This is a genomic window from Flavobacterium sp. GNP008 (assembly GCF_056428965.1).
Map to the genome: position 1 here is coordinate 641,360 of NZ_JBWJVL010000001.1, position 23,926 is coordinate 665,285.

The 23,926-nt window shown below is 35.8% G+C and carries 21 protein-coding genes and 2 tRNA genes; 10 read left to right on the forward strand and 13 right to left on the reverse strand.

Annotated elements, in window-relative coordinates:
- Positions 1 to 32: 32 nt before the first annotated feature.
- The 5 genes from AC0608_RS02910 to ruvC form a co-directional block, all read right to left on the reverse strand.
- Positions 33 to 746 (reverse strand): PH domain-containing protein, encoded by a 714-nt coding sequence (locus AC0608_RS02910; protein ID WP_478288067.1) that lies wholly within the window; start codon positions 744 to 746, stop codon positions 33 to 35.
- Between the two features lie 69 nt (positions 747 to 815).
- On the reverse strand, positions 816 to 1,187 hold the full coding sequence (locus tag AC0608_RS02915; RefSeq protein ID WP_478288068.1) for an MmcQ/YjbR family DNA-binding protein: 372 nt from the start codon (positions 1,185 to 1,187) through the stop codon (positions 816 to 818).
- A gap of 25 nt (positions 1,188 to 1,212) precedes the next feature.
- The gene (locus tag AC0608_RS02920) at positions 1,213 to 1,989 is read right to left on the reverse strand and encodes a cyclase family protein (RefSeq protein ID WP_478288069.1); all 777 of its coding nucleotides are present in this window, start codon (positions 1,987 to 1,989) and stop codon (positions 1,213 to 1,215) included.
- Positions 1,990 to 2,074: 85 nt separating this feature from the next.
- Positions 2,075 to 3,211, reverse strand: a complete 1,137-nt coding sequence (gene hemW / locus AC0608_RS02925) for a radical SAM family heme chaperone HemW (RefSeq protein ID WP_478288070.1) — start codon at positions 3,209 to 3,211, stop codon at positions 2,075 to 2,077.
- Between the two features lie 115 nt (positions 3,212 to 3,326).
- On the reverse strand, positions 3,327 to 3,881 hold the full coding sequence (gene ruvC / locus AC0608_RS02930; protein WP_073205242.1) for a crossover junction endodeoxyribonuclease RuvC: 555 nt from the start codon (positions 3,879 to 3,881) through the stop codon (positions 3,327 to 3,329).
- Between the two features lie 23 nt (positions 3,882 to 3,904).
- Here ruvC and AC0608_RS02935 point away from each other — a divergent pair, with 23 nt between their 5' ends.
- Together AC0608_RS02935 and AC0608_RS02940 are read left to right on the forward strand one after the other, a co-directional pair.
- On the forward strand, positions 3,905 to 4,849 hold the full coding sequence (locus AC0608_RS02935; protein ID WP_478288071.1) for a hypothetical protein: 945 nt from the start codon (positions 3,905 to 3,907) through the stop codon (positions 4,847 to 4,849).
- The gene (locus AC0608_RS02940) at positions 4,846 to 5,943 is read left to right on the forward strand and encodes a glycosyltransferase family 2 protein (RefSeq protein WP_478288072.1); all 1,098 of its coding nucleotides are present in this window, start codon (positions 4,846 to 4,848) and stop codon (positions 5,941 to 5,943) included. Before AC0608_RS02935 ends, AC0608_RS02940 begins: the two co-directional genes overlap by 4 nt.
- Before the next feature lie 182 nt (positions 5,944 to 6,125).
- Here the strand turns inward: AC0608_RS02940 and AC0608_RS02945 are convergent, their stop codons facing one another.
- The gene (locus tag AC0608_RS02945) at positions 6,126 to 6,602 is read right to left on the reverse strand and encodes a hypothetical protein (RefSeq protein WP_417958818.1); all 477 of its coding nucleotides are present in this window, start codon (positions 6,600 to 6,602) and stop codon (positions 6,126 to 6,128) included.
- A 471-nt stretch (positions 6,603 to 7,073) separates the two neighbouring features.
- Between AC0608_RS02945 and AC0608_RS02950 the strand changes: the two genes are divergently transcribed.
- Positions 7,074 to 7,574: a DUF456 domain-containing protein gene (locus AC0608_RS02950; protein WP_478288073.1), complete on the forward strand. Its 501-nt coding sequence runs from the start codon at positions 7,074 to 7,076 to the stop codon at positions 7,572 to 7,574.
- Positions 7,575 to 7,641: 67 nt separating this feature from the next.
- Here AC0608_RS02950 and AC0608_RS02955 read toward each other — a convergent pair.
- From AC0608_RS02955 to AC0608_RS02980, 6 genes are all read right to left on the reverse strand, one after another.
- Positions 7,642 to 7,718 (reverse strand) — tRNA-Asp (locus AC0608_RS02955).
- A gap of 284 nt (positions 7,719 to 8,002) precedes the next feature.
- Positions 8,003 to 8,076 (reverse strand) — tRNA-Asp (locus tag AC0608_RS02960).
- An 86-nt stretch (positions 8,077 to 8,162) separates the two neighbouring features.
- On the reverse strand, positions 8,163 to 9,089 hold the full coding sequence (locus AC0608_RS02965; RefSeq protein WP_478288074.1) for a DUF58 domain-containing protein: 927 nt from the start codon (positions 9,087 to 9,089) through the stop codon (positions 8,163 to 8,165).
- Between the two features lie 227 nt (positions 9,090 to 9,316).
- The gene (gene trxA / locus AC0608_RS02970; RefSeq protein ID WP_291251090.1) at positions 9,317 to 9,634 is read right to left on the reverse strand and encodes a thioredoxin; all 318 of its coding nucleotides are present in this window, start codon (positions 9,632 to 9,634) and stop codon (positions 9,317 to 9,319) included.
- A 261-nt stretch (positions 9,635 to 9,895) separates the two neighbouring features.
- Positions 9,896 to 14,440, reverse strand: a complete 4,545-nt coding sequence (gene dnaE, locus AC0608_RS02975; RefSeq protein ID WP_478288075.1) for a DNA polymerase III subunit alpha — start codon at positions 14,438 to 14,440, stop codon at positions 9,896 to 9,898.
- A gap of 175 nt (positions 14,441 to 14,615) precedes the next feature.
- Complete coding sequence (locus AC0608_RS02980; RefSeq protein WP_478288076.1) at positions 14,616 to 15,035, reverse strand: DUF417 family protein; 420 nt, start codon at positions 15,033 to 15,035, stop codon at positions 14,616 to 14,618.
- 591 nt (positions 15,036 to 15,626) lie between these two features.
- Here AC0608_RS02980 and leuC point away from each other — a divergent pair.
- From leuC to leuB, 4 genes are all read left to right on the forward strand, one after another.
- Entirely contained in the window at positions 15,627 to 17,021 is a 1,395-nt protein-coding gene (leuC, locus tag AC0608_RS02985) for a 3-isopropylmalate dehydratase large subunit (RefSeq protein ID WP_417989646.1), read from the forward strand.
- 176 nt (positions 17,022 to 17,197) lie between these two features.
- Complete coding sequence (gene leuD / locus AC0608_RS02990; RefSeq protein WP_478288077.1) at positions 17,198 to 17,794, forward strand: 3-isopropylmalate dehydratase small subunit; 597 nt, start codon at positions 17,198 to 17,200, stop codon at positions 17,792 to 17,794.
- Positions 17,795 to 17,924: 130 nt separating this feature from the next.
- A complete protein-coding gene (locus AC0608_RS02995; protein WP_478288078.1) occupies positions 17,925 to 19,499 on the forward strand; it encodes a hydroxymethylglutaryl-CoA lyase-like TIM-barrel protein in 1,575 nt (524 codons plus the stop codon).
- A gap of 96 nt (positions 19,500 to 19,595) precedes the next feature.
- Positions 19,596 to 20,657, forward strand: coding sequence for a 3-isopropylmalate dehydrogenase (gene leuB / locus AC0608_RS03000; protein WP_478288079.1), 1,062 nt, complete (start codon positions 19,596 to 19,598; stop codon positions 20,655 to 20,657).
- A 158-nt stretch (positions 20,658 to 20,815) separates the two neighbouring features.
- On the opposite strand, the gene rbp is transcribed toward leuB, so the two are convergent.
- Positions 20,816 to 21,178, reverse strand: a complete 363-nt coding sequence (gene rbp / locus AC0608_RS03005) for an RNA-binding regulator (protein WP_417958827.1) — start codon at positions 21,176 to 21,178, stop codon at positions 20,816 to 20,818.
- Between the two features lie 801 nt (positions 21,179 to 21,979).
- Here rbp and AC0608_RS03010 point away from each other — a divergent pair.
- From AC0608_RS03010 to AC0608_RS03020, 3 genes are all read left to right on the forward strand, one after another.
- Positions 21,980 to 22,540: a 30S ribosomal protein S16 gene (locus tag AC0608_RS03010; RefSeq protein ID WP_417958828.1), complete on the forward strand. Its 561-nt coding sequence runs from the start codon at positions 21,980 to 21,982 to the stop codon at positions 22,538 to 22,540.
- Between the two features lie 15 nt (positions 22,541 to 22,555).
- On the forward strand, positions 22,556 to 23,080 hold the full coding sequence (gene rimM / locus AC0608_RS03015; RefSeq protein WP_417958829.1) for a ribosome maturation factor RimM: 525 nt from the start codon (positions 22,556 to 22,558) through the stop codon (positions 23,078 to 23,080).
- Between the two features lie 108 nt (positions 23,081 to 23,188).
- Positions 23,189 to 23,896 carry a tRNA1(Val) (adenine(37)-N6)-methyltransferase gene (locus AC0608_RS03020; protein WP_478288080.1) on the forward strand — a complete coding sequence of 236 codons (708 nt, stop codon included), beginning with the start codon at positions 23,189 to 23,191 and terminating at the stop codon, positions 23,894 to 23,896.
- Positions 23,897 to 23,926 lie beyond the last annotated feature (30 nt).

A 23,926-nucleotide genomic window follows, 5' to 3' on the forward strand; every position in this document is an offset into this window, starting at 1 on the left:
TTTTACTTTATGATTTTCGGCTTTGAAACTAATTACATAAAACTCAAAATCTCTCTTTTAAACGCATCGTATTCGCCCTGCAAAATTAATCCATTATCAAGCAATTTTTTATAATTCTGTAGTTTTTCAAAAAGTTCATCTTGCGACAAATCGCTTAAAGATCTATCTTTTAAAGGCAAGGCTATTTCTTCAAATGGTTGACTTTCAGCAGTAAAATTGGGTTGCGAAACTGGCATTATTTCAGCAAAATTAGTCACTTCTTCCGTTTCCATTTCTTCAACAACGTCAATTTCTTCCTGAATCGGTATCAAGGGAACTTCATCAATAAGGGTTGCGTTTAATACAGACCCAACTTTCAAGATATCCAATTGCTCTTTAGCGTAGGTGAAAATTTTTCGGGCTTGGATCTTAGGAATATAATCAATCGAAACCTCCATATTGGTTCTAGTTGTAAATGAAAATTCAGAACCCAGAATATTTTCTTTAACAAAAGTGCCTTCAATCTCGTCCCAAGTGTAATCAATGAAATTCATTGAAAGTCCCAGGTTTTTAGGTTGACATATAATAATTCTTTTATTCGTCATCACAATACTATCCGGCAAAACGGTAATCGCTGGTTTTTTTTGAACAGCGATATACCTTATTTCTTCATTCTTCATCAATAAATCACTCAATTTAGAAGCGATTTTTTCAATAGCTTTTGGGTCTTGTTCTTCGTTTAAAAATTTCTTAAATTGTTCTTTCATGTGATATGCTGAGTTAATTTCAGTAGCTATTTATAATTTTTATTCTGAATTTATTCGCAAAAGTAATGCCTAATTTTCTAATTCTTGAATTTCACTCTGCAATTTCTTTGTTAAACTTTTGAGAACCAAACCATAGGAATGATCAATCAATTCTTTGACAAGCGCATCCGAAACTGATGCATTTATTGAAATTGTATTCCAATGGGTTTTACTCATGTGAAAACCCGGTTGAATAGCATCGTGTTCAGCGCGCAATTCCTCCGCGTACTCCGGATCACATTTTAAATTAACGGATGGCTCCCCTTTTTCCCACTGATTTAAAGACGACAACACAAACATTTTTCCGCCCACTTTAAAAACTAGTGTATCTTCATCAAAAGGAAAATGCTCCGTCACTCCTTTTTTGGAAAGACAATATTCGTAAAACGTTTCTAAGTTCATTTATGAAATTATTTTCATTTAAAATTTATAAATCATCATTTAAAATAGCATATAAAACTGGTTTACTCGGACTGGCATCATTCTCAAAAGATGCAATTTGTAAATTCAGTAAATAACTGCCATCTTTGGCTGCTTCAGATACAAAAATCATTTCGGTAATCGTACAATCCAATCGCACATCAGCATTCAGCTTATTGACATTCGTCACATTCCAAAAGGCTTTGTGTGCCAGTAATTTTCCATCATCTTTTTCTTTATCGACACTTGGCAAATCAATCAATAAATGTTTAATTCCGCTTTCGCGAATGAAACGCGCAGCATCTTCCTCCAGAAATGGCGGGTTAGTATTCGAATATTTTAAAGATTTTTTTATTTTAAAATTCGGAAGTGTTCTTATAATTAGAGCTTCAGGAGTTTTCCCACTCAAACTTTTTTCAATCTGACTTTTTGTTATGACCAAATCTTCTCCTTGTATTTCTGGGACAACCGAAATCAATTCTGCCAAAAAGAAAAACTGTTTCAACGACTGATTAATACTGTAAAATTCGAGTGTAATATGCCCCAAACATTCGGTATGGGTTCCGTGTCCGTGTGGATTGAAGAAAATAGTATTGAAATTAGTAGAGGCACCTTGCTTCACACTTCCAATCCAATCCCCAAAAACCACGGGCTCAATTTCTGGTTTATCAATATACCATGCAATTGGATTTTCATCTGTATTAGTCAACGGAATCGAAATATCAATGGGTTTTGATAAATCGACTTCAATGGTGTGACTGTTATGTTGAATTGTTGCTAACACAAATTATGTTTTACACCACTCAGACGCTAAAGCACAAAGATTAGTATCAAACTTTGCGTAAAACTTTACGACCTTTGCGGTTAAGTTACTCTTCCAAATTTAAGTAAAACAAATCACTTGCTATTCCATCTGTCAAAAACTTTCCTTTTGGCGTAGGTTTCAAGATATTGTTTTCGATAAAAACTAAATCATCATCAAGGAATTTCTGTGCCTGTTTGTTCAGATATTTCAAATATTCATCCCCAAATTCCGTTTTTATTCTATCCAAAGAAACTCCCCAAATCGTACGCAAACCTGTCATAACATATTCGTTATAGCAATCAGCTGTCGAAAGGATTTCTGTTTCATTTGGTACTTTATTTTCTTGAATGGATTTCAAATAAAGAGAGTTATTCGAAACATTCCAACTTCGGGAAATCCCATTATAACTGTGCGCCGAAGGACCAATTCCAAGGTATTTTTTCCCCAACCAATACGCCGAATTATTTTTGGAAAAATATTTTTCCTTTCCAAAATTAGATAATTCATAATGAATAAAATTATTGGCTTCAAGGGTTTCTACCAAAATAGCAAAATGTTCTTGGGTGGCTTCATCATTAGGAGCCGCAATTTTTCCGATTTGAATGAGTTTGTTCAAAGCGGTTTTGGGTTCCACTGTCAAGGCATAACTTGAGATATGCGGAATCCCAAAACTCAAAGCTATTTCTATATTTTCTTTCCATTTTTCATTACTCATTCCCGGAATTCCATAAATCAAATCAAGGGAAATATTGTCAAAATATTTGGTGGCTTCTTCCAAACATTTTTTGGCTTCCGCCGAATTATGAGCACGGTTCATCAGTTGTAAATCTTCTTCAAAAAAAGACTGAATCCCAATGCTTAATCGGTTAATTTTACTTTTAGACAATTCGATTATTCGTTCACTCGACAAATCATCTGGATTGGCTTCCAGTGTAATTTCAGGGTTTTCTGAAACAGAATAATTTTTATACACTTCTGCTATCAGGAAATTAATTTCTTTTGAGGTCAAAACACTAGGTGTTCCTCCGCCAAAATAAATGGTTTCGACTTCTTCATTCTCAAACTCACTTTTGCGCATTTGAATTTCTTTGCCAATTGCCAATACCATTTCTTCTTTATTCTTCATAGAGGTTGAAAAATGAAAGTCGCAGTAATGACACGCCTGCTTGCAAAAAGGGATATGGATGTATATTCCGCTCATTTATTAGTATTCAGTTTTAAGAAAGTGGTCGGTGGTCCGTTTTTTTAATATCAAGTCTTGAGAAAGTGTTCAGTTAGCAGTTATTTAGTATCACATATGTACTGAATATTAATCACTACTTTTTAACTCGTTCTTCGTTTTGTTTAACAAAAGCATCCCATCCAGTATAGCTTTTCTCTCCAACTACTTTCCCTGAATTAAAAAAATGACAAACTGCAGCAGCCAATCCATCAGTTGAATCCAGATTTTTGGGTAATTCTTTTAATCCTAAAAGTTGCTGTAACATTTTAGCAACTTGCTCTTTGCTGGCGTTTCCATTTCCAGTAATCGCCATTTTTATCTTCTTAGGTTCGTATTCAGTAATAGGGATATCTCTTGAAAGTCCTGCTGCCATGGCTACGCCTTGTGCTCTTCCTAGTTTCAGCATCGATTGCACGTTTTTACCAAAGAAAGGCGCTTCAATTGCAATTTCATCAGGATTGTGCGTGTCGATTAACTCAATCGTGCGTTCAAAAATGATTTTCAATTTTTGATAGTGATTATCGTATTTGGACAATTGCAATTCGTTCAGTTGCAAAAACTCCATTTTTTTATTGACAATTTTTATCAATCCAAAACCCATAATCGTTGTTCCTGGGTCAATTCCTAATATGATGCGTTCGTTTGCCAATTTTAATTTGTTATTTTGCAGTAATGATTACAATTCCACACAAAACTAAGCAATTCCTCGTACTTCTAATCAAACTTTTGATTGTGGGCGGTGCGTTTTATTTTATTTACAATCAATTAGCCAATAACGACAAACTGAATTGGCAAAAATTCATCGTTTTATTCCAGAAAAACCAGTCCATTGGCGGAATTGCGTTTATTTTGCTATTGAGTGTTTTGAATCGGTTTTTTGAAATCTTGAAATGGCAAAACTTAGTCGCATTTATCCATAAAATCTCTTTGGGAGCAGCAACCAAGCAAGTTCTCGGTGCATTAACCGCAGGACTTTTTACACCGAATGGAGTTGGAGAATATGCCGGAAAAGCCTTGTTTTTTGATAAATCAAACACTAAAAAAGTGATTTTCTTGAACCTGATTTGCAACGGAATCCAAATGATATTGACCGTTATTTTTGGAATTTTCGGGTTGTTGTATTTCAATGCGCAATACCACGTAATTACCACAAAAACCGTTACGATTCTTTTTGGGATCCTACTACTAATTATGATTGTTTTATTTTCGGTTAAAAAAATCACTATCAAAGGGTACTCTATTGAAAAACTAATTCATAAGATTAATGAAATCCCAAAATCAATTCATCAAAAAAATATCGTTTTGGGTATTTGCCGGTATCTGGTTTTCTCACATCAATACTACTTTTTATTTCTGGCTTTTGATGTTCACTTGCCTTATTTCACCTTAATTGCCACCATTTCGTCTGTTTATTTTTTAGCGTCTTCCTTGCCTACTTTTCAATTTTTAGATTTTGCTGTAAAAGGAAGTGTGGCTGTATATTTCTTCGGGATTCTTGGTGTAAACGAATGGATAGTGATTTTTATAACTACACTTATGTGGTTTCTGAATGTAGTTCTACCTGTAATAATTGGCAGTTATTATGTTTTGAATTTTAAAACTAAAAATTCAAAATGATTTTTGTTTTGTGCTTCGTTATAATCCTATATTGCGTTGCAATTATCTTCTTGATTTATGGTTTCAACAAAGTAAATGCTATTGATTATATTGGCTTAACGCCAAAAACAAAATTCTCGATTATCATTCCTTTCCGGAATGAAGCGGAAAATTTACCTGTTTTATTAGACAGTTTGTCGAAATTGAATTATCCCATGGAATTGTTTGAAGTGATTTTGGTCGATGATGAATCGGAGGAAGCCTTTAAAACTAAATATTTAAAATTTAAAGTTTCGATTATAAAGAACATTAGGGTTACGAATTCGCCTAAGAAAGATGCCATTGTAATAGCAATGCAAATCGTCAATACGGACTGGATTATCACCACCGATGCGGATTGTGTGATCAATAAAAACTGGTTATTGGCATTGGATAATTATATTCAGCTTCATGATGTTGCTATGATTGCGGGCGCAGTAACGTATGATTGTAGCAATTCATTTCTACATCATTTCCAGCAATTGGATTTGGCTAGTTTACAAGGAGCAACAATAGGAAGTTTTGGAATTAAAAAAGGATTTATGTGTAATGGCGCCAACTTTGCATATACCAGATCGTTTTTTAAAAAGCTGAACGGTTTCGAAGGAAATGATGGGATTGCAAGCGGAGATGATGTTTTCCTGTTGCAAAAAGCGATTGCGAAATCCCCTGAAAAAGTACATTATCTAAAATCTCAAAACAATATTGTCCTCACAAAACCACTGGACAATTGGAAATCATTATTTTACCAACGCGTTCGATGGGCATCTAAAACAAGCTCGTATCAAAGTAGTTTTGGAAAAGGACTGGGTCTGTTAGTTTTTGCAGGAAATCTGAGTTGGATATTTATTCTTGGGTCTTGGTTCTTCGATTTAACTGCTTTTCAGAATGTATTTTTAGTATTTACTTTAAAATTTTCAGTCGATACTATTTTGATATACAAAACCAATTGTTTTCTAACCAAAACCCAAATACAGCATTTATTTTTGAGCAGTCTGTTCTATCCTTTTTTTAGTGTGAGCGTGGCTTTGTATTCGTTGTTTGGAAAATACGAATGGAAAGGTAGACGATTTTAGATTGTAGATTTTTGATTTAACGCATGGTTAAAAAACTAAAACAGTCCGTTTTCAGCTTATAATTATTGGAGATATCTAAAGGCTTACTGAAATCAAAAATCTTTATCCGAGCCAAAAAGTAATTAATAACGCAATCTGAAATCAAAAATCGTTAATCTTCATTCGGAAATCCTTTTTAATAACTACTCCACTTTTAGAATGACCGGAAGAATAAATTGCGTTTTTACGGGAATACCACGCTTGATCGCTGGATTTATTTTTGGGAAACCAACCAAACGGGCTTTCAGAATACTGTCAATCTTGATTCTGTCGTAGGTTACGGAATCTTTAGGGAATTGAGGTTCAAATTGCAGGGTTGCATTAGGAAAAACAGTAACCTTCACTTCAATCGTATCCAGTTCAGGATAGAGAACAGAAAGGGTGTCAATGCTCAATTTCTCTTGAATCAGCTGCGTTAAAACCTCAAAAAAACAGTGTTGGCGTTGTTTTTTATCATCTATTTTTTCACAATCTACAACCGATGGATATTCATCGACTTCTTTCCAATTGATGGATTTCAGTTCCTTTTGCAACAATTCTTTTTCCGATGGAATTTGCTTGTCAAAGTATTGACAGGAATTAAAAAATATAAATACTAAAAAGAGGTAATGCTGCTTCAAGGTTTTGTTTTTGAATTGGACTAATATTCTATAAAAATACAATTTTTTTTTTGAGATGCTTTCGAAAGCAAATAATCTTCGTAGTTTTCAGCAAACCATTCCTTTTTGTTTTCGGCAGCAATTTCCTTTTGATCTGGATCCAGAGCCGCTAATTGATTTGAAAAAACAGCAATCTAACTCATCAAATTATAAAATTCCTCTTTGGTCAAGACTGCATTGGGATTTGATTTTTCATCAAAAAAATCTATCAAACTCTCTCTTAGAAAAATCCTATACTTTTACTCAATTCTCGTTGTAAATAGTTTCCTTTAAAAGCGCATGATTACTATTTACAATTTTTTCTTGGTCATTTACAGTCCGAAAAGAAAAAAAGAAAAAGAACATAATCGAAAAGAAAAAACTTAATTTAATACCTTTTATAAACTTGCTAAGTGTTGCTTTTCTGTTTTCAAAATTAGTAAAAATAAATTTATGGATGTACTGCTTTTGGTTCTTGGTTTTATGTGTATGATTTTAGGGGTTTTTGGCAGTTTTTTACCGATTTTGCCTGGGCCAAGTGTGAGTTGGGTTGGGCTGGTATTACTGTATTTTACGAAGGCTGTTCCGGCAAATTATTGGATATTAGGCATTGCATTCTTAATCACTGTGATCATATCGGTTTTAGATTATGTGATTCCCGCAAAGGGAACCAAAAAATTTGGCGGAAGCACGTATGGCATCTGGGGAACAAACATCGGTCTGATTATTGGAATTCTTGCTCCAGTACCTTTTGGGTTCATTATCGGTCCTTTTGTTGGTGCGTTGATAGGCGAGCTTATTTATGATTTTAAAGACCACAACAGGGCTTTTAAAGCGGCCGCAGGTTCCTTTGCGGGGTTTCTAGCTTCCAGTTTTATGAAATTTGTGATTTGCGTAATGTATTTGGGATTGTTTGTGTGGATTGTATGGAACTATAAATCTCAGTTGTTTTAATGTACCTTTAGTTTTAGAACTATATTTAACAAAAAAAGCTTTTCTATTACGAAAAGCTTCTTATTACTGGCGGTCTGGACGGGACTCGAACCCGCGACCCCATGCGTGACAGGCATGTATTCTAACCAACTGAACTACCAAACCAGTATTTTAATCTATAACATTTGAAGCCGTTAATCCAGCTTCTTGAATCGAACCCGTCTCGTCCTAAAAAAACGAGATGACTGGCATGTATTCTAACCAACTGAACTATCAAACCTGCTTTATTTTTAAATCAAAAAAGCTATCCACCAGAGTGGAAAGCTTTTCATTGGTCTAACTACTAAACCCGCTACGAGTTACAAATTCGTAGCAAACAACACAACTAACGTTAAAAACCTTATGGGGCAAAAAAGCCTTTCTGTTACGAAAGGCTTTCCCCAATATTGCGGTCTGGACGGGACTCGAACCCGCGACCCCATGCGTGACAGGCATGTATTCTAACCAACTGAACTACCAAACCTCTGCGTTATTGCGGTGGCAAAGATACAATAGATTTCCGTTTACGCAAGCGTTTTATAAAAAAATAATTGATAAAATTTCGCCCTACTACCCAAAGTTTTGTTTTTCAACCAAGTATGTCATCACTATTTTTTCGAAATTTTCCGCTACACCCACCGGAATGTACTTTATTCGGTTTTGAGAACACGTTAAAGCCAACTTACTGAAGTAATTTTCTACCTGTTTTTCGTATTCTTCTTTTACATTATCGGCAAAAACGGCTACCTCTTCTCCTGTTTCCACATCAATAAACTTTCTGGGAGCATTATCAAAGTCGAAATTCAATTCTGTTTTATTATCGACAACATGAAACAAAACCACTTTATGCTTGTTGTGTTTCAAATGTTGCAACGCATCAAACAACGCTTGCTCATTACCGGACTGAAACATATCCGTAAATAATATGATCATCGAACGACGGTGGATATTTTCGGCTATTTGATGTAAGAATGTAATCGTATCCGTATTTTTTTGAACTTTTGGTTGCTGTAAAAGCCCTTCAAGCGCATTCAAAATCATTCGATGGTGGCGATCACTTCCTTTCTCTGGCGCATAATACTCGTATGTATCTGAGAACACACTTAGCCCTACAGCATCGCGTTGCTTCTTTAAAAGGTTCATTAAAACCGCCGAAGCCAAAACCGAAAAACCAATCTTATTTTCAAAAAAATTCTGACTCTCTTTCAGTTTAGGATAATGCATCGAGGAAGAATTATCTATAATGATATGACACCGTAAGTTAGTCTCTTCCTCAAAACGTTTTGCGTACAAACGATCCGTTCTGGCAAACAACTTCCAATCGATATGCTTTGTACTTTCGCCTACATTATACACTTTGTGCTCGGCAAATTCAGCCGAAAACCCATGAAACGGACTTTTATGCATTCCTGAAATAAAACCCTCCACCACCTGATGAGCCAGCAACTCCAAATGCTGAAAACTGGAAATTTTCTCTATTTGCGATTCAATCTTCATATTCCAAATATATTAAAAGATTGAACGATTTAAAAATTTAAAAATTGAAAAGAATATAGAACTACATCTGATTCACTGATTTTAAAATCGTTGTTTTAATTCGAGAATTTGTAGTGCTTTTTTATATGCCTGATTGAAACGCTGTAAATCCTACAAAAAAAGGCCTGACTTTCGCCAAACCTTTTATTTGAATCCTTTCAGATTCTATATAAATCATAATCTACCGATTACAACAAAGCGTCTAAACTATCCGCGTAGGTTTGTTTTGGAGCAACTCCTACTTGCTTTCCTACTACTTCTCCGTTATGAAAAACCAATACCGTTGGAATGTTTCTTACTCCGTATTTAGCTGCAAATTCTTGGTTTGCATCTACATCTACTTTTCCAACAACAACTTTCCCTTCGTATTCAGTACTTAATTCATCAATGATTGGCCCAACCATTCTACAAGGTCCACACCATGCTGCCCAAAAATCGACCATTACCGGTTTATCTGATTTCAAAACTACTTCTTCAAAAGTAGCATCTGTTATTGCTAATGCCATAATTATTTATTTAAAGTTTATTAGTTGAACATCTTAAAGTTTCAAACTAGCTTACAAATTTATACATTAAAAACAAATCAAACACTATTCTCAAATTAGTTTTGATTATAAGTGTATTGTCAATTGTTATTTATAATAAATTACCAGCTATTTCCTGCTATTTACTGGTATTCGTTTCATTTTTCACAACTTAATCGCGTCCAAAACCTAGACCGGGTTGCAAAAGGATTTCTACTTCTATCAGAGTTATGGCATTATACTCTAATTTAACTTAAAGTTTATCTGCATTTTCTCTAGCTCTACGAGCAATTCATTGGAGATCTTGATTTTCAATTTCCTGCTTGGCATCGTTAACTTGGTTACCACTTTAATTTCTTCGACTTCTTCCACTTTTGCTTCAATATTTATCTCTGGAAGTTGAAGCGCTTCCATTTCAGAATCTTCATTTTCGTCAACAAAAGCCACCTCTTCGTTTTCTATTTCAACAGGAGCAACAGTAACGAGTCGTTTTGTTTTTTCCAGTTCCATAATTTCAAATGAAACCGTATTATCTCCTTTATTCTCTTGAAAAAGGTGGCTCAATTTATGAATAAAATCATTTTCTAAATCCTTAATATTTAACAATAATATTAATTTTTTAGCAAAAGCCTCTAACACATCTTGCAACTGCTTTACTTCCACAAATTGTAATCTTGGCTCTCCTTTTTTGCCAGTATCTCGGTCTGTCCAGCCCTCTTTAACCATCACTTTCATAAAGGTGAAATTATTTTGAATAAAGAAATGACGGAACTTTAAATATTCCTCCCCAAAAATTCGGAATTCATAACTTTCGTCATACCCTTCTAATGAAAACATACCCCAACCTTTGCCGTTTTTAGCCACACGATGTTGCACATTATTAATAATCCCCCCAAATGCAAGGTTTTTATTGACGTGCAACTCCATATTTTTCAATGCTTCTAGCTTGGCATTACAAAAATATTTCATTTCAAATTTGTAATCGTCCAGCGGATGTCCCGAAATATAAATCCCAACAACCTCTTTTTCTTTGGCGAGTTTTTCCATCGTGCTCCAATCCTCACACGGTGGCACAACAGGCTCTTCGATTTGGACTTCGCTAGTATCACCAAACAAACTTACTTGCGATGAATTTTCATTTTCCTGATACTTCGATCCATACCGAATCGCTTTCTCATAAAAAGTAATTCCATCGCCATCATCATGAAAATATTGCGCTCGTGTTGTTCCTAAAAACGAATCAAAACCACCAGCCAAAACCAGATTCTCCAACGCTTTTTTATTCGCTGCACGCAAATCAATACGTTTGGTCAAATCAAAAATCGATTTGTATCGTCCGTCTTTTCTATTCTCCACAATCGTAGCCACTGCTCCTGAACCTACTCCTTTTACAGCTCCCATCCCAAAACGTACCGCATAATCGTCATTTACGGTAAACTTATAAAACGATTCATTCACATCAGGCCCTAAAACCTGCAGTCCCATACGTTTGCACTCTTCCATAAAAAACGAAACCTGCTTGATATCGCTCATATTATTAGATAAAACCGCAGCCATATATTCGGCAGGATAATTCGCTTTCAAAAATGCCGTTTGGTAGGCAATCCAAGCATAACAAGTCGAGTGCGATTTATTAAAAGCATATTCCGCAAAGGCTTCCCAGTCTTTCCAAATTTTCTCCAGCTTATCTTCGGGATGCCCTTTGGCGGCAGCCTGACTGATAAATTTAGGTTTCATTTTATCCAAAACATCTTTTTGCTTTTTACCCATCGCTTTACGCAAAACGTCGGCATCCCCTTTGGAGAAATCCGCCAGTTTTTGGGACAAAAGCATTACCTGTTCCTGGTAAACGGTAATTCCGTACGTATCTTTTAGCAATTCTTCACAGGCATCAAGATCATAAATAATTTCCTCTTCACCATTTTTTCGCTTGACGAAACTCGGAATATAAGCAATCGGTCCCGGACGATACAATGCATTCATCGCAATCAAATCGGGAAAAACCGTAGGTTTCAATTCCTTCATGTATTTCTGCATTCCAGCACTTTCATACTGGAAAATTCCGACTGTTTCACCCCGTTGAAAAAGCTCGTACGTCTTTAAATCATCAATAGGAAATTCATCTGGATTAAGGTCAATGTTACTCCTATATTTTACTAATTTGACGGTATCTTTTATCAAAGTCAGGGTTTTCAAACCCAAGAAGTCCATCTTCAACAAACCGGCACTTTCCACGACCGAGTTGTCAAATTGCGTCACATACAAATCGGAATCTTTGGCAGTAGCCACTGGAACAAAATTCGTAATATCGCTTGGCGTAATAATCACCCCACAAGCGTGAATACCTGTATTTCTTAGATTTCCTTCTAAAACTTTGGCCTGCTGAATGGTTTCTCCACCCAAATCACTTTCATTCGCAAGACCTATTAATTCTTTTATTTTATCGTATTCTTCCGGACGAACGGCCTTCTTAATAACATCTTCTTTTTCATTCAAAAATCGCGCTAAATTCCACTTGGACGGCATCATCCCCGGAATCAATTTTGCTATTTTATCGGCTTCAAATAAAGGTAAATCCAAAACACGAGCGGTATCTCGAATCGCCGATTTTGTTGCCATTTTACCATAGGTAATAATTTGCGCCACTTGTTTCGAGCCGTATTTCCGGATCACATAATCCATCACGCTGCTGCGTCCTTCATCATCAAAATCGATATCAATATCGGGAAGTGACACACGATCGGGATTCAGGAAACGCTCAAAAAGCAGGTTGTACATTAACGGGTCGATATTCGTGATTTTTAAACAATACGCCACCACCGATCCCGCCGCGGATCCCCGACCAGGTCCCACAGAAACGCCCATACTTCTTGCCTCGGCAATTAAATCCTGTACAATCAGGAAATATCCCGGATACCCGGAATTGGATATCGTCAATAATTCAAAATCCAGTCGTTCCTGAATTTCTTCAGTAATTACGGGATACCTGCGATTGGCACCTTCAAAAGTCAAATGCCTCAAATACGCATTTTCACCTCTAACTCCGCCGTCTAATATGTCTTCAGGATTATTAAATTCAATAGGGATTTCAAATTTTGGCAATAAAACTTCCCGTGCCAAATCGAAAATTTCAATTTTATCAACAATCTCCGAAATATTCGAAATCGCTTCCGGCAGATTATTGAAGAGTTGTTTCATTTCGTCTCCCGACTTGAAATAATATTCCTGATTGGGCAATCCATACCGATACCCACGACCACGACCTATGGGTGTAGTTTGCTTTTCACCGTCACGCACACAAAGCAAAATATCATGTGCATTTGAATTTTCTTTGTCTATATAAAAGGTATTGTTTGTCGCTACAATCTTGACATCATGCTTCCTTGCTAATGAAATTAAAGACGCATTCACCCGATTTTCATCTTCCTGATTGTGACGCATCACCTCAATGTAAAAATCTTCCTTAAATTCATTTTTCCACCAAATCAAGGCCTCTTCGGCTTGGTTTTCACCAATGTTCAAAATCTTACTTGGGATTTCACCATTCAAGTTACCAGACAAAACAATAATATCTTCTTTGAATTCCTGAATGACTTTCCTGTCGATTCTTGGCACATAATAAAACCCCTCGGTATAAGCGATGGAAGACATTTTAGCCAAATTATGATAGCCTTTTTTGGTCTTCGCCAAAAGTACTATTTGGTACCCATTGTCTTTAACCGACTTGTTTTTATGGTCTTCACAAACAAAGAACTCGCAACCTACAATTGGTTTCATCGTAACTTCGGTAGGTTCTTCACCATTTGCGATAGCGGCTTTATTCTTGGTTTCAACCGCTTTATTATGATATAAAATATCACGGACAAAATGGAAAGCACCCATCAAATTCGCATGATCCGTCATGGCAACCGCAGGCATTTTTTGTTGCGCCGCCGCTTTTACCAATGCCGCAATACTAATGGTCGATTGCAATACCGAAAATTGCGTATGGTTGTGTAAGTGTACAAAAGGCGTATCAATAAGTACCTTTTTATTCTCAGAAAGCGCTGCTCTGGAAACCGCAGGCGCTTGCTTTTCTCCAAACTGCTGACGAATTTTATCCGACGCTTCCTTAAAATTAATATGTTTTAAACCAATGAGTGTAATCTCACTTGGATTTTTATTTTGAAAATCTTTAAAATAACCAATTTCAACATCGAGTTCTTCCTTAGTGAAAATATCTCGACGGATTAACTCCAAGAAACAACGCGTGGTTGCTTCCACATCGGCCGTTGCGTTGTGCGCTTCACCGAAGGGTTTATTAAAAAGATAAGAGTGCAATTCGGTTAAGGTCGGCAATTTAAATTTACCGCCTCGACCTCCTGGCAATCGCAATAAGGAAGCAGTAACTTCGGTACACGTATCCAAAATAGGCATCGAACTCATTTGGCTTTCCACTCCCATTCTATAAAACTCACACCCCATAATATTGATGTCAAAACCTAAATTTTGACCCACAATAAATTTGGCTTTGCCTAATGCAATATTGAATTTTTCTAAAACTTCTGACAACGAAATTCCGTCGGCTTCCGCCAATTCCGTAGAAATACCGTGAATTCGTTCCGCATCATACGGAATATTAAATCCTTCGGGCTTCACCAAATAATCCTGGTGCTCGATGAGTTTTCCCATATCGTCGTGCAACTGCCAAGCGATTTGAATACAACGGGGCCAGTTATCCGTATCTGAAATGGGTGCGCCCCAACGCCTAGGTAATCCTGTAGTTTCGGTATCGAATATTAAGTACATAATCCCCTCCCCAGCCCTTCCGGGAGGAAAGGGTGCCTAAATCCATAGATTCAGACCGTGTATTTAACTGGTTTTAAACACTTTAAAATTAGTAAAAAATGCAAAAAATGAATTTCAAATTTAGTCTTTTTTTGGAGAAAGAATGCAGGATTTTATAAACACCTATCAATAATTTTTATTCTTTACTTTTTGCACAAACCATTAAAGAAATTGCCAAATACGGAATATCTTTTAGGATAAAAAAATCAGTTACTGGAAAACCTTCTACGATTTTAAAAACACCCGGAGTGGTTGCCAAAAAACTTAAAGTGGTAACAAATATAATAGCCGAAGCCAGACCAGCAAACATTCCGATTTTTTTATTAAAAAAAGAAAGTATTAACCCAATTCCAGTTACAACCTCAAAAATCCCAATTATATTAGAGACTGTTTGTACAGACATTAGTTTATACATCCAACCCATGGCAAAATGGTTTTGGACCAAACCTTTTATGGCTTCCGCTTCGACAGCAGTAAACTTAAAAAGTCCCACCCAAATTAAAATGATAACTGTTCCCAAAACTCCAAGTCTGTATGCGATTTGATTTAAATGCATGATATTATTTTTAATTTTTTATACTATTCAAAATTAGCGATCTTCATTTAAAATAATTGTCAGGTACTTGTCATAAATGAACAATTTATAAAAAATGAATGCCTTTAATTTCATTTAATTCTATTCTAAAAAACAAAAAAATACATTTTTTGGATGTCGTAGTATTTCTTCAAAAAAAAAATACTGAAATACAGTTATAAAATATGCCATTTATTAATAGAAGTGCCTCAAAAAACAACTTCAACAAAAGTCAAATAGCCAAATACAATTAAAAAAAATCGATTTTAACTCTATTAAATTAAAAATTCATAAATATAATAGGTTTTTAGGAGCTTATTTTAACTATTTGATAAATATCAAAAATGGCAATAAATTAAAATTTTATTTTATCTAAATATAAACTGTACTAATAAAAAAGAAACCTAAAAGATAAAAACCATCCAAGAAATACCTTAATACGATTTTGGGTATCGTATATAATGAAATATTAAAATTTACAGCCTTATTTCTTTTTTTAGATTTGTTCCCATTGTTACAACTTTATGCAAATAATTGGGTTGTAAAAAAGAAATACACTTAAAAATATTTAAAATGAGTACTACATTATTTGACAAAGTATGGGATTCACACGTGGTCCGCAAAATTGAAGATGGACCAGACGTATTCTTCATTGACCGTCATTTCATCCATGAAGTTACTAGTCCTGTAGCTTTTTTAGGTTTAAAAGAAAGAGGAATCTCAGTATTGTATCCAGAGCGCACTTTTGCCACTGCCGACCACAATACCCCCACTATAAACCAACACTTACCGGTTGAGGATGCATTATCTGCCAATCAGCTAAAAGCATTGGAAGAAAACGCTAAAGAATATGGCATCAGCCACTGGGGATTGGGTAATATAAAAAACGGGATTGTTCACGTAGTAGGCCCTGAAAACGGAATCACTTTACCTGGAGCAACGATTGTTTGTGGAGATTCACATACCTCTACCCATGGTGCTTTTGGTGCTATTGCTTTTGGAATTGGAACTTCTGAAGTTGAGATGGTTCTTTCTACACAATGTATCATGCAACCGAAACCTAAAAAAATGCGTATTAACGTAACTGGTGAACTCCAATTTGGAGTTACTCCAAAAGACGTTGCACTTTATATTATATCAAAATTATCCACTTCGGGCGCCACCGGCTATTTTGTAGAATATGCAGGAGAAGTTTTTGAAAACATGACGATGGAAGGACGCATGACCGTTTGTAATTTAAGCATCGAGATGGGAGCTCGCGGAGGAATGATAGCACCGGACCAAACCACTTTTGATTATTTACAAGGCCGTTTATTTGCTCCAAAAGGAACTGATTGGGACACTGCAGTTGCCTATTGGAAAACATTAAAAACAGATGCTGATGCAAAATTCGACGAGGAAATTACTTTTTCAGCCTTAGATATCGAACCAATGATTACGTATGGAACAAATCCCGGAATGGGATTAGGGATTTCTAAGAGCATCCCCAATACACAAGACGTAGAAGGTGGTGACGAAACCTACCTAAAATCATTAGACTATATGGGATTCCAAGAAGGGGAAGCCATGATAGGAAAACAAATTGATTATGTATTCTTAGGGAGTTGTACAAATGGTCGTATTGAGGATTTTAGAGCTTTTGCTTCTATCGTTAAAGGACGGCAAAAAGCAGATAATGTTACCGCTTGGCTAGTTCCGGGATCTCATGTTGTAGAAGCACAAATTAAAGAAGAAGGAATTCTTGCTATTTTAACAGAATCCGGTTTTGTATTGCGTCAGCCTGGCTGTTCTGCTTGTTTGGCCATGAATGACGACAAAGTTCCTGCCGGAAAATATGCCGTCAGCACTTCGAATAGAAACTTTGAAGGACGTCAAGGCCCCGGATCAAGAACCTTATTAGCTAGTCCGTTTATGGCTGCAGCTGCAGCGGTGACAGGTGTTTTGACAGATCCCCGCGAACTTATTTAAAAAAAATCCATTAAGCTGTCTATATTTGATTCGCTTCGTTTATTCGTTTTGCTCGAGTCCTATTTAAGTTAGCTTCCAAACTTTATAGCATCTATTTAAACCGTTAGCGACTAAAGATTTATTTTCAAAAACAGGAATTAAAAATCAGAAATCGTTAATTAACAATTAAAAATCAAATGGCTTACGATAAATTCAATGTACTTACAAGTAGCGCAGTACCGCTTTCTATAGAAAATGTAGATACAGATCAAATCATTCCTGCTCGGTTTCTAAAAGCAACCGAACGCGTGGGTTTTGGCGACAACCTCTTCCGGGACTGGAGATACAATGGAGACAATACCCCAAAAGAAGATTTCGTTTTGAATAATCCAATCTACAGTGGAAAAATCCTTGTTGGGGGCAGAAACTTCGGTTCAGGTTCCTCAAGAGAACATGCTGCTTGGGCGGTTTATGATTATGGGTTTAGAGCCGTTGTTTCTAGTTTTTTTGCTGATATTTTTAGAAATAATTGTTTAAACGTTGGCGTTTTACCTGTTCAAGTCAGTGCTGAATTTGCAGCTACAATATTCAAAGCGATTGAAGCAGATCCAAAATCAGAAATAGAAATAAACCTTCCAAAACAAACCATAACTATTAAAGCAACCGGAGAGGTAGATTCTTTTGCTATTTCTGGTTACAAAAAAGACAATATGATTAATGGTTTTGATGATATTGATTATTTAAAAAATATAAAATCAGAGGTAGTGGAATTTGCCAATCAACTTCCTTATTAAAAAATAATCCTAAAATGCAGTTACTAAAGATTTTTTGGGGATTCCCCCAGGAGTAATTCTTTTAGTTTTTTTATCCAAACAACACATCCCGATTTCAAATTTATGAAATCGAAATTGCATCCCATTTATAATGAAAAAAAGAAAAGTTGAAATAATGGACACGACGCTCCGTGATGGTGAACAAACCTCAGGAGTATCCTTTTCTGCTGCAGAAAAACTAACCATTGCGCAATTGTTGCTAGAAGAATTAAATATTGATAGAATCGAAATTGCTTCGGCACGAGTGAGCGAAGGAGAATTTCAAGGCGTGAAAGGCATCATGACATGGGCTAAAGCTAAAGGATACAGTAACCGAATTGAAGTTTTAACTTTTGTTGACGGCGGCCTTTCTATAGAATGGATGAAAAAAACTGGTGCAAAGGTGCAGAATTTATTGACTAAAGGCTCTTTGAATCATTTAACCCATCAATTAAAAAAAACACCCGAACAACATTTCTCTGAAATTGCTCAAACAATAGCATTAGCTCAAAAAAATGATATTGCTACCAACGTCTATTTAGAAGACTGGAGTAACGGAATGCGTAATTCTCCAGAATATGTATTTCAGTTTTTAGATTTTTTGGTAACGCAACCTGTCAAAAGAATATTATTACCTGATACATTAGGCGTACTGATTCCAGCAGAAACTTTCGAATTTATTTCAAAAATAATTAAAAAATACCCCAATATTCATTTTGATTTTCATGCGCACAACGACTATGATTTAAGTATCGCCAATGTCATGGAAGCTGTAAAAGCGGGAATTCAAGGACTTCACGTCACGGTAAACGGAATGGGAGAACGGGCTGGAAATGCTCCGCTTGAAAGTACTGTTGCAGTAATCAACGACTTCTTGCCCGAAATAGAAATTAGTGTAAAAGAATCTTCTTTATATTCAGTGAGCAAGTTAGTGGAAACTTTTACTGGGTATAGAATTCCGGCAAACAAGCCTATCGTTGGTGACAATGTATTCACCCAAACTGCCGGTATTCATGCTGATGGCGACAACAAGAACAATCTGTATTTCAACGACTTACTTCCGGAACGTTTTGGAAGAAAACGAAAATATGCTTTAGGCAAAACTTCTGGCAAAGCTAATATCGAAAAAAACCTTCAAGAGTTAGGTTTGCAATTAAATCCCGAAGATTTAAAATTAGTTACGCAAAGAATTATCGAATTAGGAGACAAAAAAGAAACCGTTACAAAAGAAGACTTACCCTATATTATCTCTGATGTTTTAGACAGCCAGACTTATCAAGAAAAAATTATTGTGGAGTCTTATGTGTTATCACACGCCAAAGGCTTGCGGCCCTCCACCACTTTGTGTTTAAAAATAGATGGAGAAATTATTGAAGAGCATGCCCAAGGAGACGGGCAATTCGATGCCTTTATGAATGCCTTGGCAAAAATATATAAAAGTAAAAATTTAGAATTGCCTAAATTAATTGACTACGCTGTACGAATCCCGCCAGGCAGTAGCTCTGACGCCTTGTGTGAAACTATAATCACTTGGATTAATAATGGCAAAGAATTTAAAACTAGAGGACTGGACTCTGACCAAACAGTTGCTGCAATCATAGCAACCCAAAAAATGCTCAATGTAATTCCCGCGCCAGCTTTCTTCGAAGTAGAGATAGACCCGATTAAGACTGGGTTGAAATATTGAAATTAAAAATTAAAATCAAAACAAACACAACTGTATTGTATCCGGGTTCTCCTGTGTTTAGAGAGGGCCAGAAACGACAATAAAAATCTAAGCAATATGAAATTTAATATAGCCCTTTTAGCTGGAGACGGAATTGGACCCGAAGTAATTAATGAAGCCGTAAAAGTTTCGGATGCGATTGCTCAAAAATTTAAACATGAAATCACTTGGACGCCAGCGCTCACGGGAGCTTGTGCCATTGACGTTGTTGGAGTTCCTTATCCTGACGAAACCCATGAAATTTGCATGAAAGCGGATGCTGTTTTGTTTGGAGCCATTGGCCATCCAAAATACGATAATGATCCAAGTGCCCCAATTCGTCCAGAACAAGGTTTATTGTTGATGCGTAAGAAACTGGGATTGTTTGCTAATGTACGCCCAACCTTTACATTTCCATCTTTGATTGACAATTCTCCTTTAAAAAGAGAACGCATTGAAGGAACTGATTTAATCTTCTTGAGAGAACTTACTGGAGGAATTTATTTTGGTGAAAAAGGAAGAAAAGATAATGGTGAAACCGCTTTTGATACGTGTACGTATACCAGATCTGAGGTAAAACGTTTGGCTAAGAAAGGTTTTGAACTAGCAATGACCCGTACTAAAAAATTATGTTGTGTTGATAAGGCCAATGTAATGGAGACATCTCGTTTGTGGAGAGAAACTGTACAAGCAATGGAAAAAGAGTATCCTGAAGTAACGGTGAGTTATGAATTCGTTGATGCGGTTGCCATGCGGTTGGTGCAATGGCCAAATTCATATGATGTCTTGATTACAGAAAATTTATTTGGTGATATTTTAACAGATGAAGCTTCAGTAATATCGGGTTCCATGGGATTAATGCCATCTGCATCAGTAGGAGAACACACTTCATTGTACGAACCTATTCACGGATCGTATCCTCAAGCAACAGGCTTAAATATTGCCAATCCTCTAGCGACTATATTATCTGCTGCCATGATGTTTGAAGATGCTTTTGGATTAAAAGAAGAAGCAGCAGCCATACGAGTAGTAGTCAACAAATCATTAGAACAAGGAATTGTAACAGAGGATTTAGCTGGAAAAGATGCAAAAGCATACAAAACTAGTGAAGTAGGCGACTGGTTAGTTGCTAATCTATAAATTTCCAAAGTTTTTTTGTTTAAAATTGAGTAATAGCTAAGATTACAACCTGAAAAACAACACTCCCTTTTAGCTTTTACTCGGCTTTAAACAAAATAATAAACAACAAAAAAGGCGTCAAAAAATTGACGCCTTTTTTTATACTTTAGAAAAAAATATTAATATCCTCCTCTGTTTCCACCACCACGGTTGTCTCCACCACGGCTGTTTCCACCACCATAACCACCGCGTGATTCTCCACCACGACTGTTATTGTTAAAACTTCTTCTTTCACCTTCTGGTTTAGGCTCAGATTTGTTTACTACGATTGCACGTCCTTGAACAGTAGCTCCGTTCAATTCGTCAATTGCTTTTTGAGCTTCGTCATCATTTGGCATCTCAACAAAACCAAAACCTTTACTTCTTCCAGTAAATTTATCAGTAATAATTTTAACTGAATCAACTGCTCCGTAAGCCTCGAAAGACTCTCTTAAATCTGCTTCCTCAATACTGAATGGAAGGCTTCCAACAAAAATATTCATATGTACTTATTTAAATAATACAACAAATGTAATGTATTTTTTTTCTAATCTACTATATGTTAGCTTATTTATGATTTTATTTTAATTTGAAACAAAAAAACGAATCATTTAAATCACCAAAATCAAGTGTTTTCAGAATCCCAATTCTTATGATTTTCGGAACTGATGGACGTACCCGAAGCTTATCGCTTGAAAAAAAAATTTGTTGAAAATTAAAACAAGGTAGTCAAACGAATTTGTGTTTCTGTTTTTTTACAATAAATCCGAAAGCCCGCTCTATCACGCACTTTAAGATCTCATACTTGGCAAGTACAGTTTAATTGCCCCAGCTACTATACCAATTCTACTACAATTATACAAGTCTTTAAATAGTCAATCCCTACAAGTTCCTTTTGAAACATTTTACAAGTAGTATTAAAAATTAAATCTTGGGAATTCATGATTCTTTTTGTAATGAACCATCTGTAAATTAAGCTAGCGTTAAGATTATGGTCGTAAAAAACATTTCCTTTCACGACCTGAAAGAAGTGCTATTAAACCAATCCCTTTCTGATAATAAATTACAGAAAAAACGCCACATTATGCTACAAATAATACTGCACAAAACAACACTTTTTGAGCTGTCAAAAAAATTGTTATCGCAAAAATAATAGTTATTCAAAAAAAAAACGCATCTAAATCGTTCTTATAATCATTCGTAAAGATTAAAACATTTATCGAATTAGCATTAATCAATAAAAAACGTATCTTTGCACCCTTAATTAATCGAGGTCGTGTACCTCACAATTTAATCACAAGATTATGTCAGTAAAAATTAGATTACAAAGACACGGTAAAAAAGGAAAACCTTTTTACTGGGTTGTAGCAGCTGATGCTCGCTCAAAAAGAGATGGTAAATACTTAGAAAAAATCGGTACTTACAATCCAAATACAAACCCAGCAACTATCGACTTAAACCTTGATAGTGCAGTAAAATGGTTGCACAATGGTGCTCAACCAACAGATACTGCTAAAGCAATTCTTTCTTACAAAGGTGCTTTATTGAAACATCACCTTGATGGTGGTATCCGTAAGGGTGCCTTAACTCAAGAACAAGCTGATGTGAAATTAAATGCTTGGTTAGATGCAAAATCTGGAAAAGTTGACGCTAAGAAAGACGGTTTAACAAAAGCACAAGCTGATGTTAAAGCTAAAGCTTTCAAAGCAGAACAAGATGTCAATGCAAAACGTTTAGCTGCAGCTGCTCAAGCAGAAGCTGATGCTATTGCTGCTGCAACTCCAGCTGTTGAAGAAGAAGTTGCTGAAGTTGAAGCTGAAGAAGCTCCTGCTGCAGAAGAAAATAACGAAACAACTGAAGCATAATTTTAGAAGGCGAACATGCGTAAAGAAGATTGTTTCTACTTAGGTAAAATCGCTAAAAAATTTAGTTTCAAAGGAGAAGTTCTTGCCTATTTAGACACGGATGAACCGGAGTTATACGAAAACTTGGAATCAGTGTTTGTTGAATGCAACAAACACTTGGTTCCTTTTTTTATTGAAAGCAGCTCCCTGCACAAAAACGACTTTCTTAGAATTCGTTTTGAAGATATGAATACAGAAGAAGATGCCGATGCTATTATAGGTAACGCCATTTATCTTCCTTTAAATATGTTGCCAAAACTTACTGGCAACAAATTCTACTTCCACGAAGTCATTGATTTTGAAGTGGAAGACAAACGCCTAGGTGTTGTTGGAAAAATCCAGTCCATAAATGACACTACTGCCCAACCTTTATTTGAAGTCCTTAACGGCGATGTAGAAATTCTTATCCCTATGATTGATCATTTTCTTATAAAAATTGACAGAGAAAACAAAAAAGTCATCATGGATTTACCCGAAGGACTCATTGAAATGTACCTATAATTAGTGTACCATAGTCCTTTTTAGTATTCCGTTCCTCAAAATCTAACCTGAACTTTAGCGAACAGGCGATTAAAAACAATACTCGTTAACAGACAATCTTAAATCTTCATGTTTTCATTCAAGCAATTCTCCATCCAACAAGATCGTTGTGCCATGAAAATTGGAACCGACGGTGTTTTACTTGGCGCCTGGACACCCATTAAAAACGATCCCTTTAGCATTTTAGATATTGGAGCCGGAACAGGTGTAATCGCTTTAATGCTTGCACAAAGAAGTAACGCGGAACAAATTGACGCTTTAGAAATCGACGACCAAGCTTACGAACAAGCTGTTGATAATTTTGAAAACTCTCCATGGAGCGATCGATTATTTTGTTTTCATGCCGGTTTGGATGAGTTTGTAGAAGAGCCAGAAGACGAATACGACTTAATTGTTTCCAATCCTCCATTCTATACTGACGATTATAAATCTGAAAACGAACAACGCGATTTAGCCCGTTTTGCAGATGCAATGCCTTTTGAAGATTTAATCGAAGCGGCCGCTTTACTACTTTCTAAAAACGGTATTTTCTCTGTCATAATTCCCTTTAAAGAAGAAGAAAACTTCTTGGCTATAGCCGCAGCATTCGAATTATATCCTTTAAAAATCACTCGTGTGAAAGGAACTCCATCTACCGAAATCAAGCGCAGTTTATTGGCTTTTAGTCGAAATGAAAATACCAGTATAACAATTGATGAATTAATTATCGAAACTTCAAGACACCAATACACCCCAGAATATATCGAAATGACAAAGGATTTTTATTTAAAGATGTAAGTGTCATAAAAGCGAACAATGAAAGATTCT

What these genes read in the sequence shown, in the direction of transcription:
- AC0608_RS02910 (WP_478288067.1), bottom strand. Translation starts at nt 746, where the DNA reads ATGAAAGAACAATTTAAGAAATTTTTAAACGAAGAACAAGACCCAAAA.
- AC0608_RS02915 (WP_478288068.1), bottom strand. Translation starts at nt 1,187, where the DNA reads ATGAACTTAGAAACGTTTTACGAATATTGTCTTTCCAAAAAAGGAGTG.
- hemW (WP_478288070.1), bottom strand. Translation starts at nt 3,211, where the DNA reads ATGAGCGGAATATACATCCATATCCCTTTTTGCAAGCAGGCGTGTCAT.
- AC0608_RS02935 (WP_478288071.1), top strand. Translation starts at nt 3,905, where the DNA reads ATGATTACAATTCCACACAAAACTAAGCAATTCCTCGTACTTCTAATC.
- AC0608_RS02940 (WP_478288072.1), top strand. Translation starts at nt 4,846, where the DNA reads ATGATTTTTGTTTTGTGCTTCGTTATAATCCTATATTGCGTTGCAATT.
- AC0608_RS02950 (WP_478288073.1), top strand. Translation starts at nt 7,074, where the DNA reads ATGGATGTACTGCTTTTGGTTCTTGGTTTTATGTGTATGATTTTAGGG.
- AC0608_RS02965 (WP_478288074.1), bottom strand. Translation starts at nt 9,089, where the DNA reads ATGAAGATTGAATCGCAAATAGAGAAAATTTCCAGTTTTCAGCATTTG.
- trxA (WP_291251090.1), bottom strand. Translation starts at nt 9,634, where the DNA reads ATGGCATTAGCAATAACAGATGCTACTTTTGAAGAAGTAGTTTTGAAA.
- dnaE (WP_478288075.1), bottom strand. Translation starts at nt 14,440, where the DNA reads ATGTACTTAATATTCGATACCGAAACTACAGGATTACCTAGGCGTTGG.
- AC0608_RS02980 (WP_478288076.1), bottom strand. Translation starts at nt 15,035, where the DNA reads ATGCATTTAAATCAAATCGCATACAGACTTGGAGTTTTGGGAACAGTT.
- leuC (WP_417989646.1), top strand. Translation starts at nt 15,627, where the DNA reads ATGAGTACTACATTATTTGACAAAGTATGGGATTCACACGTGGTCCGC.
- leuD (WP_478288077.1), top strand. Translation starts at nt 17,198, where the DNA reads ATGGCTTACGATAAATTCAATGTACTTACAAGTAGCGCAGTACCGCTT.
- AC0608_RS02995 (WP_478288078.1), top strand. Translation starts at nt 17,925, where the DNA reads ATGAAAAAAAGAAAAGTTGAAATAATGGACACGACGCTCCGTGATGGT.
- leuB (WP_478288079.1), top strand. Translation starts at nt 19,596, where the DNA reads ATGAAATTTAATATAGCCCTTTTAGCTGGAGACGGAATTGGACCCGAA.
- rbp (WP_417958827.1), bottom strand. Translation starts at nt 21,178, where the DNA reads ATGAATATTTTTGTTGGAAGCCTTCCATTCAGTATTGAGGAAGCAGAT.
- AC0608_RS03010 (WP_417958828.1), top strand. Translation starts at nt 21,980, where the DNA reads ATGTCAGTAAAAATTAGATTACAAAGACACGGTAAAAAAGGAAAACCT.
- rimM (WP_417958829.1), top strand. Translation starts at nt 22,556, where the DNA reads ATGCGTAAAGAAGATTGTTTCTACTTAGGTAAAATCGCTAAAAAATTT.
- AC0608_RS03020 (WP_478288080.1), top strand. Translation starts at nt 23,189, where the DNA reads ATGTTTTCATTCAAGCAATTCTCCATCCAACAAGATCGTTGTGCCATG.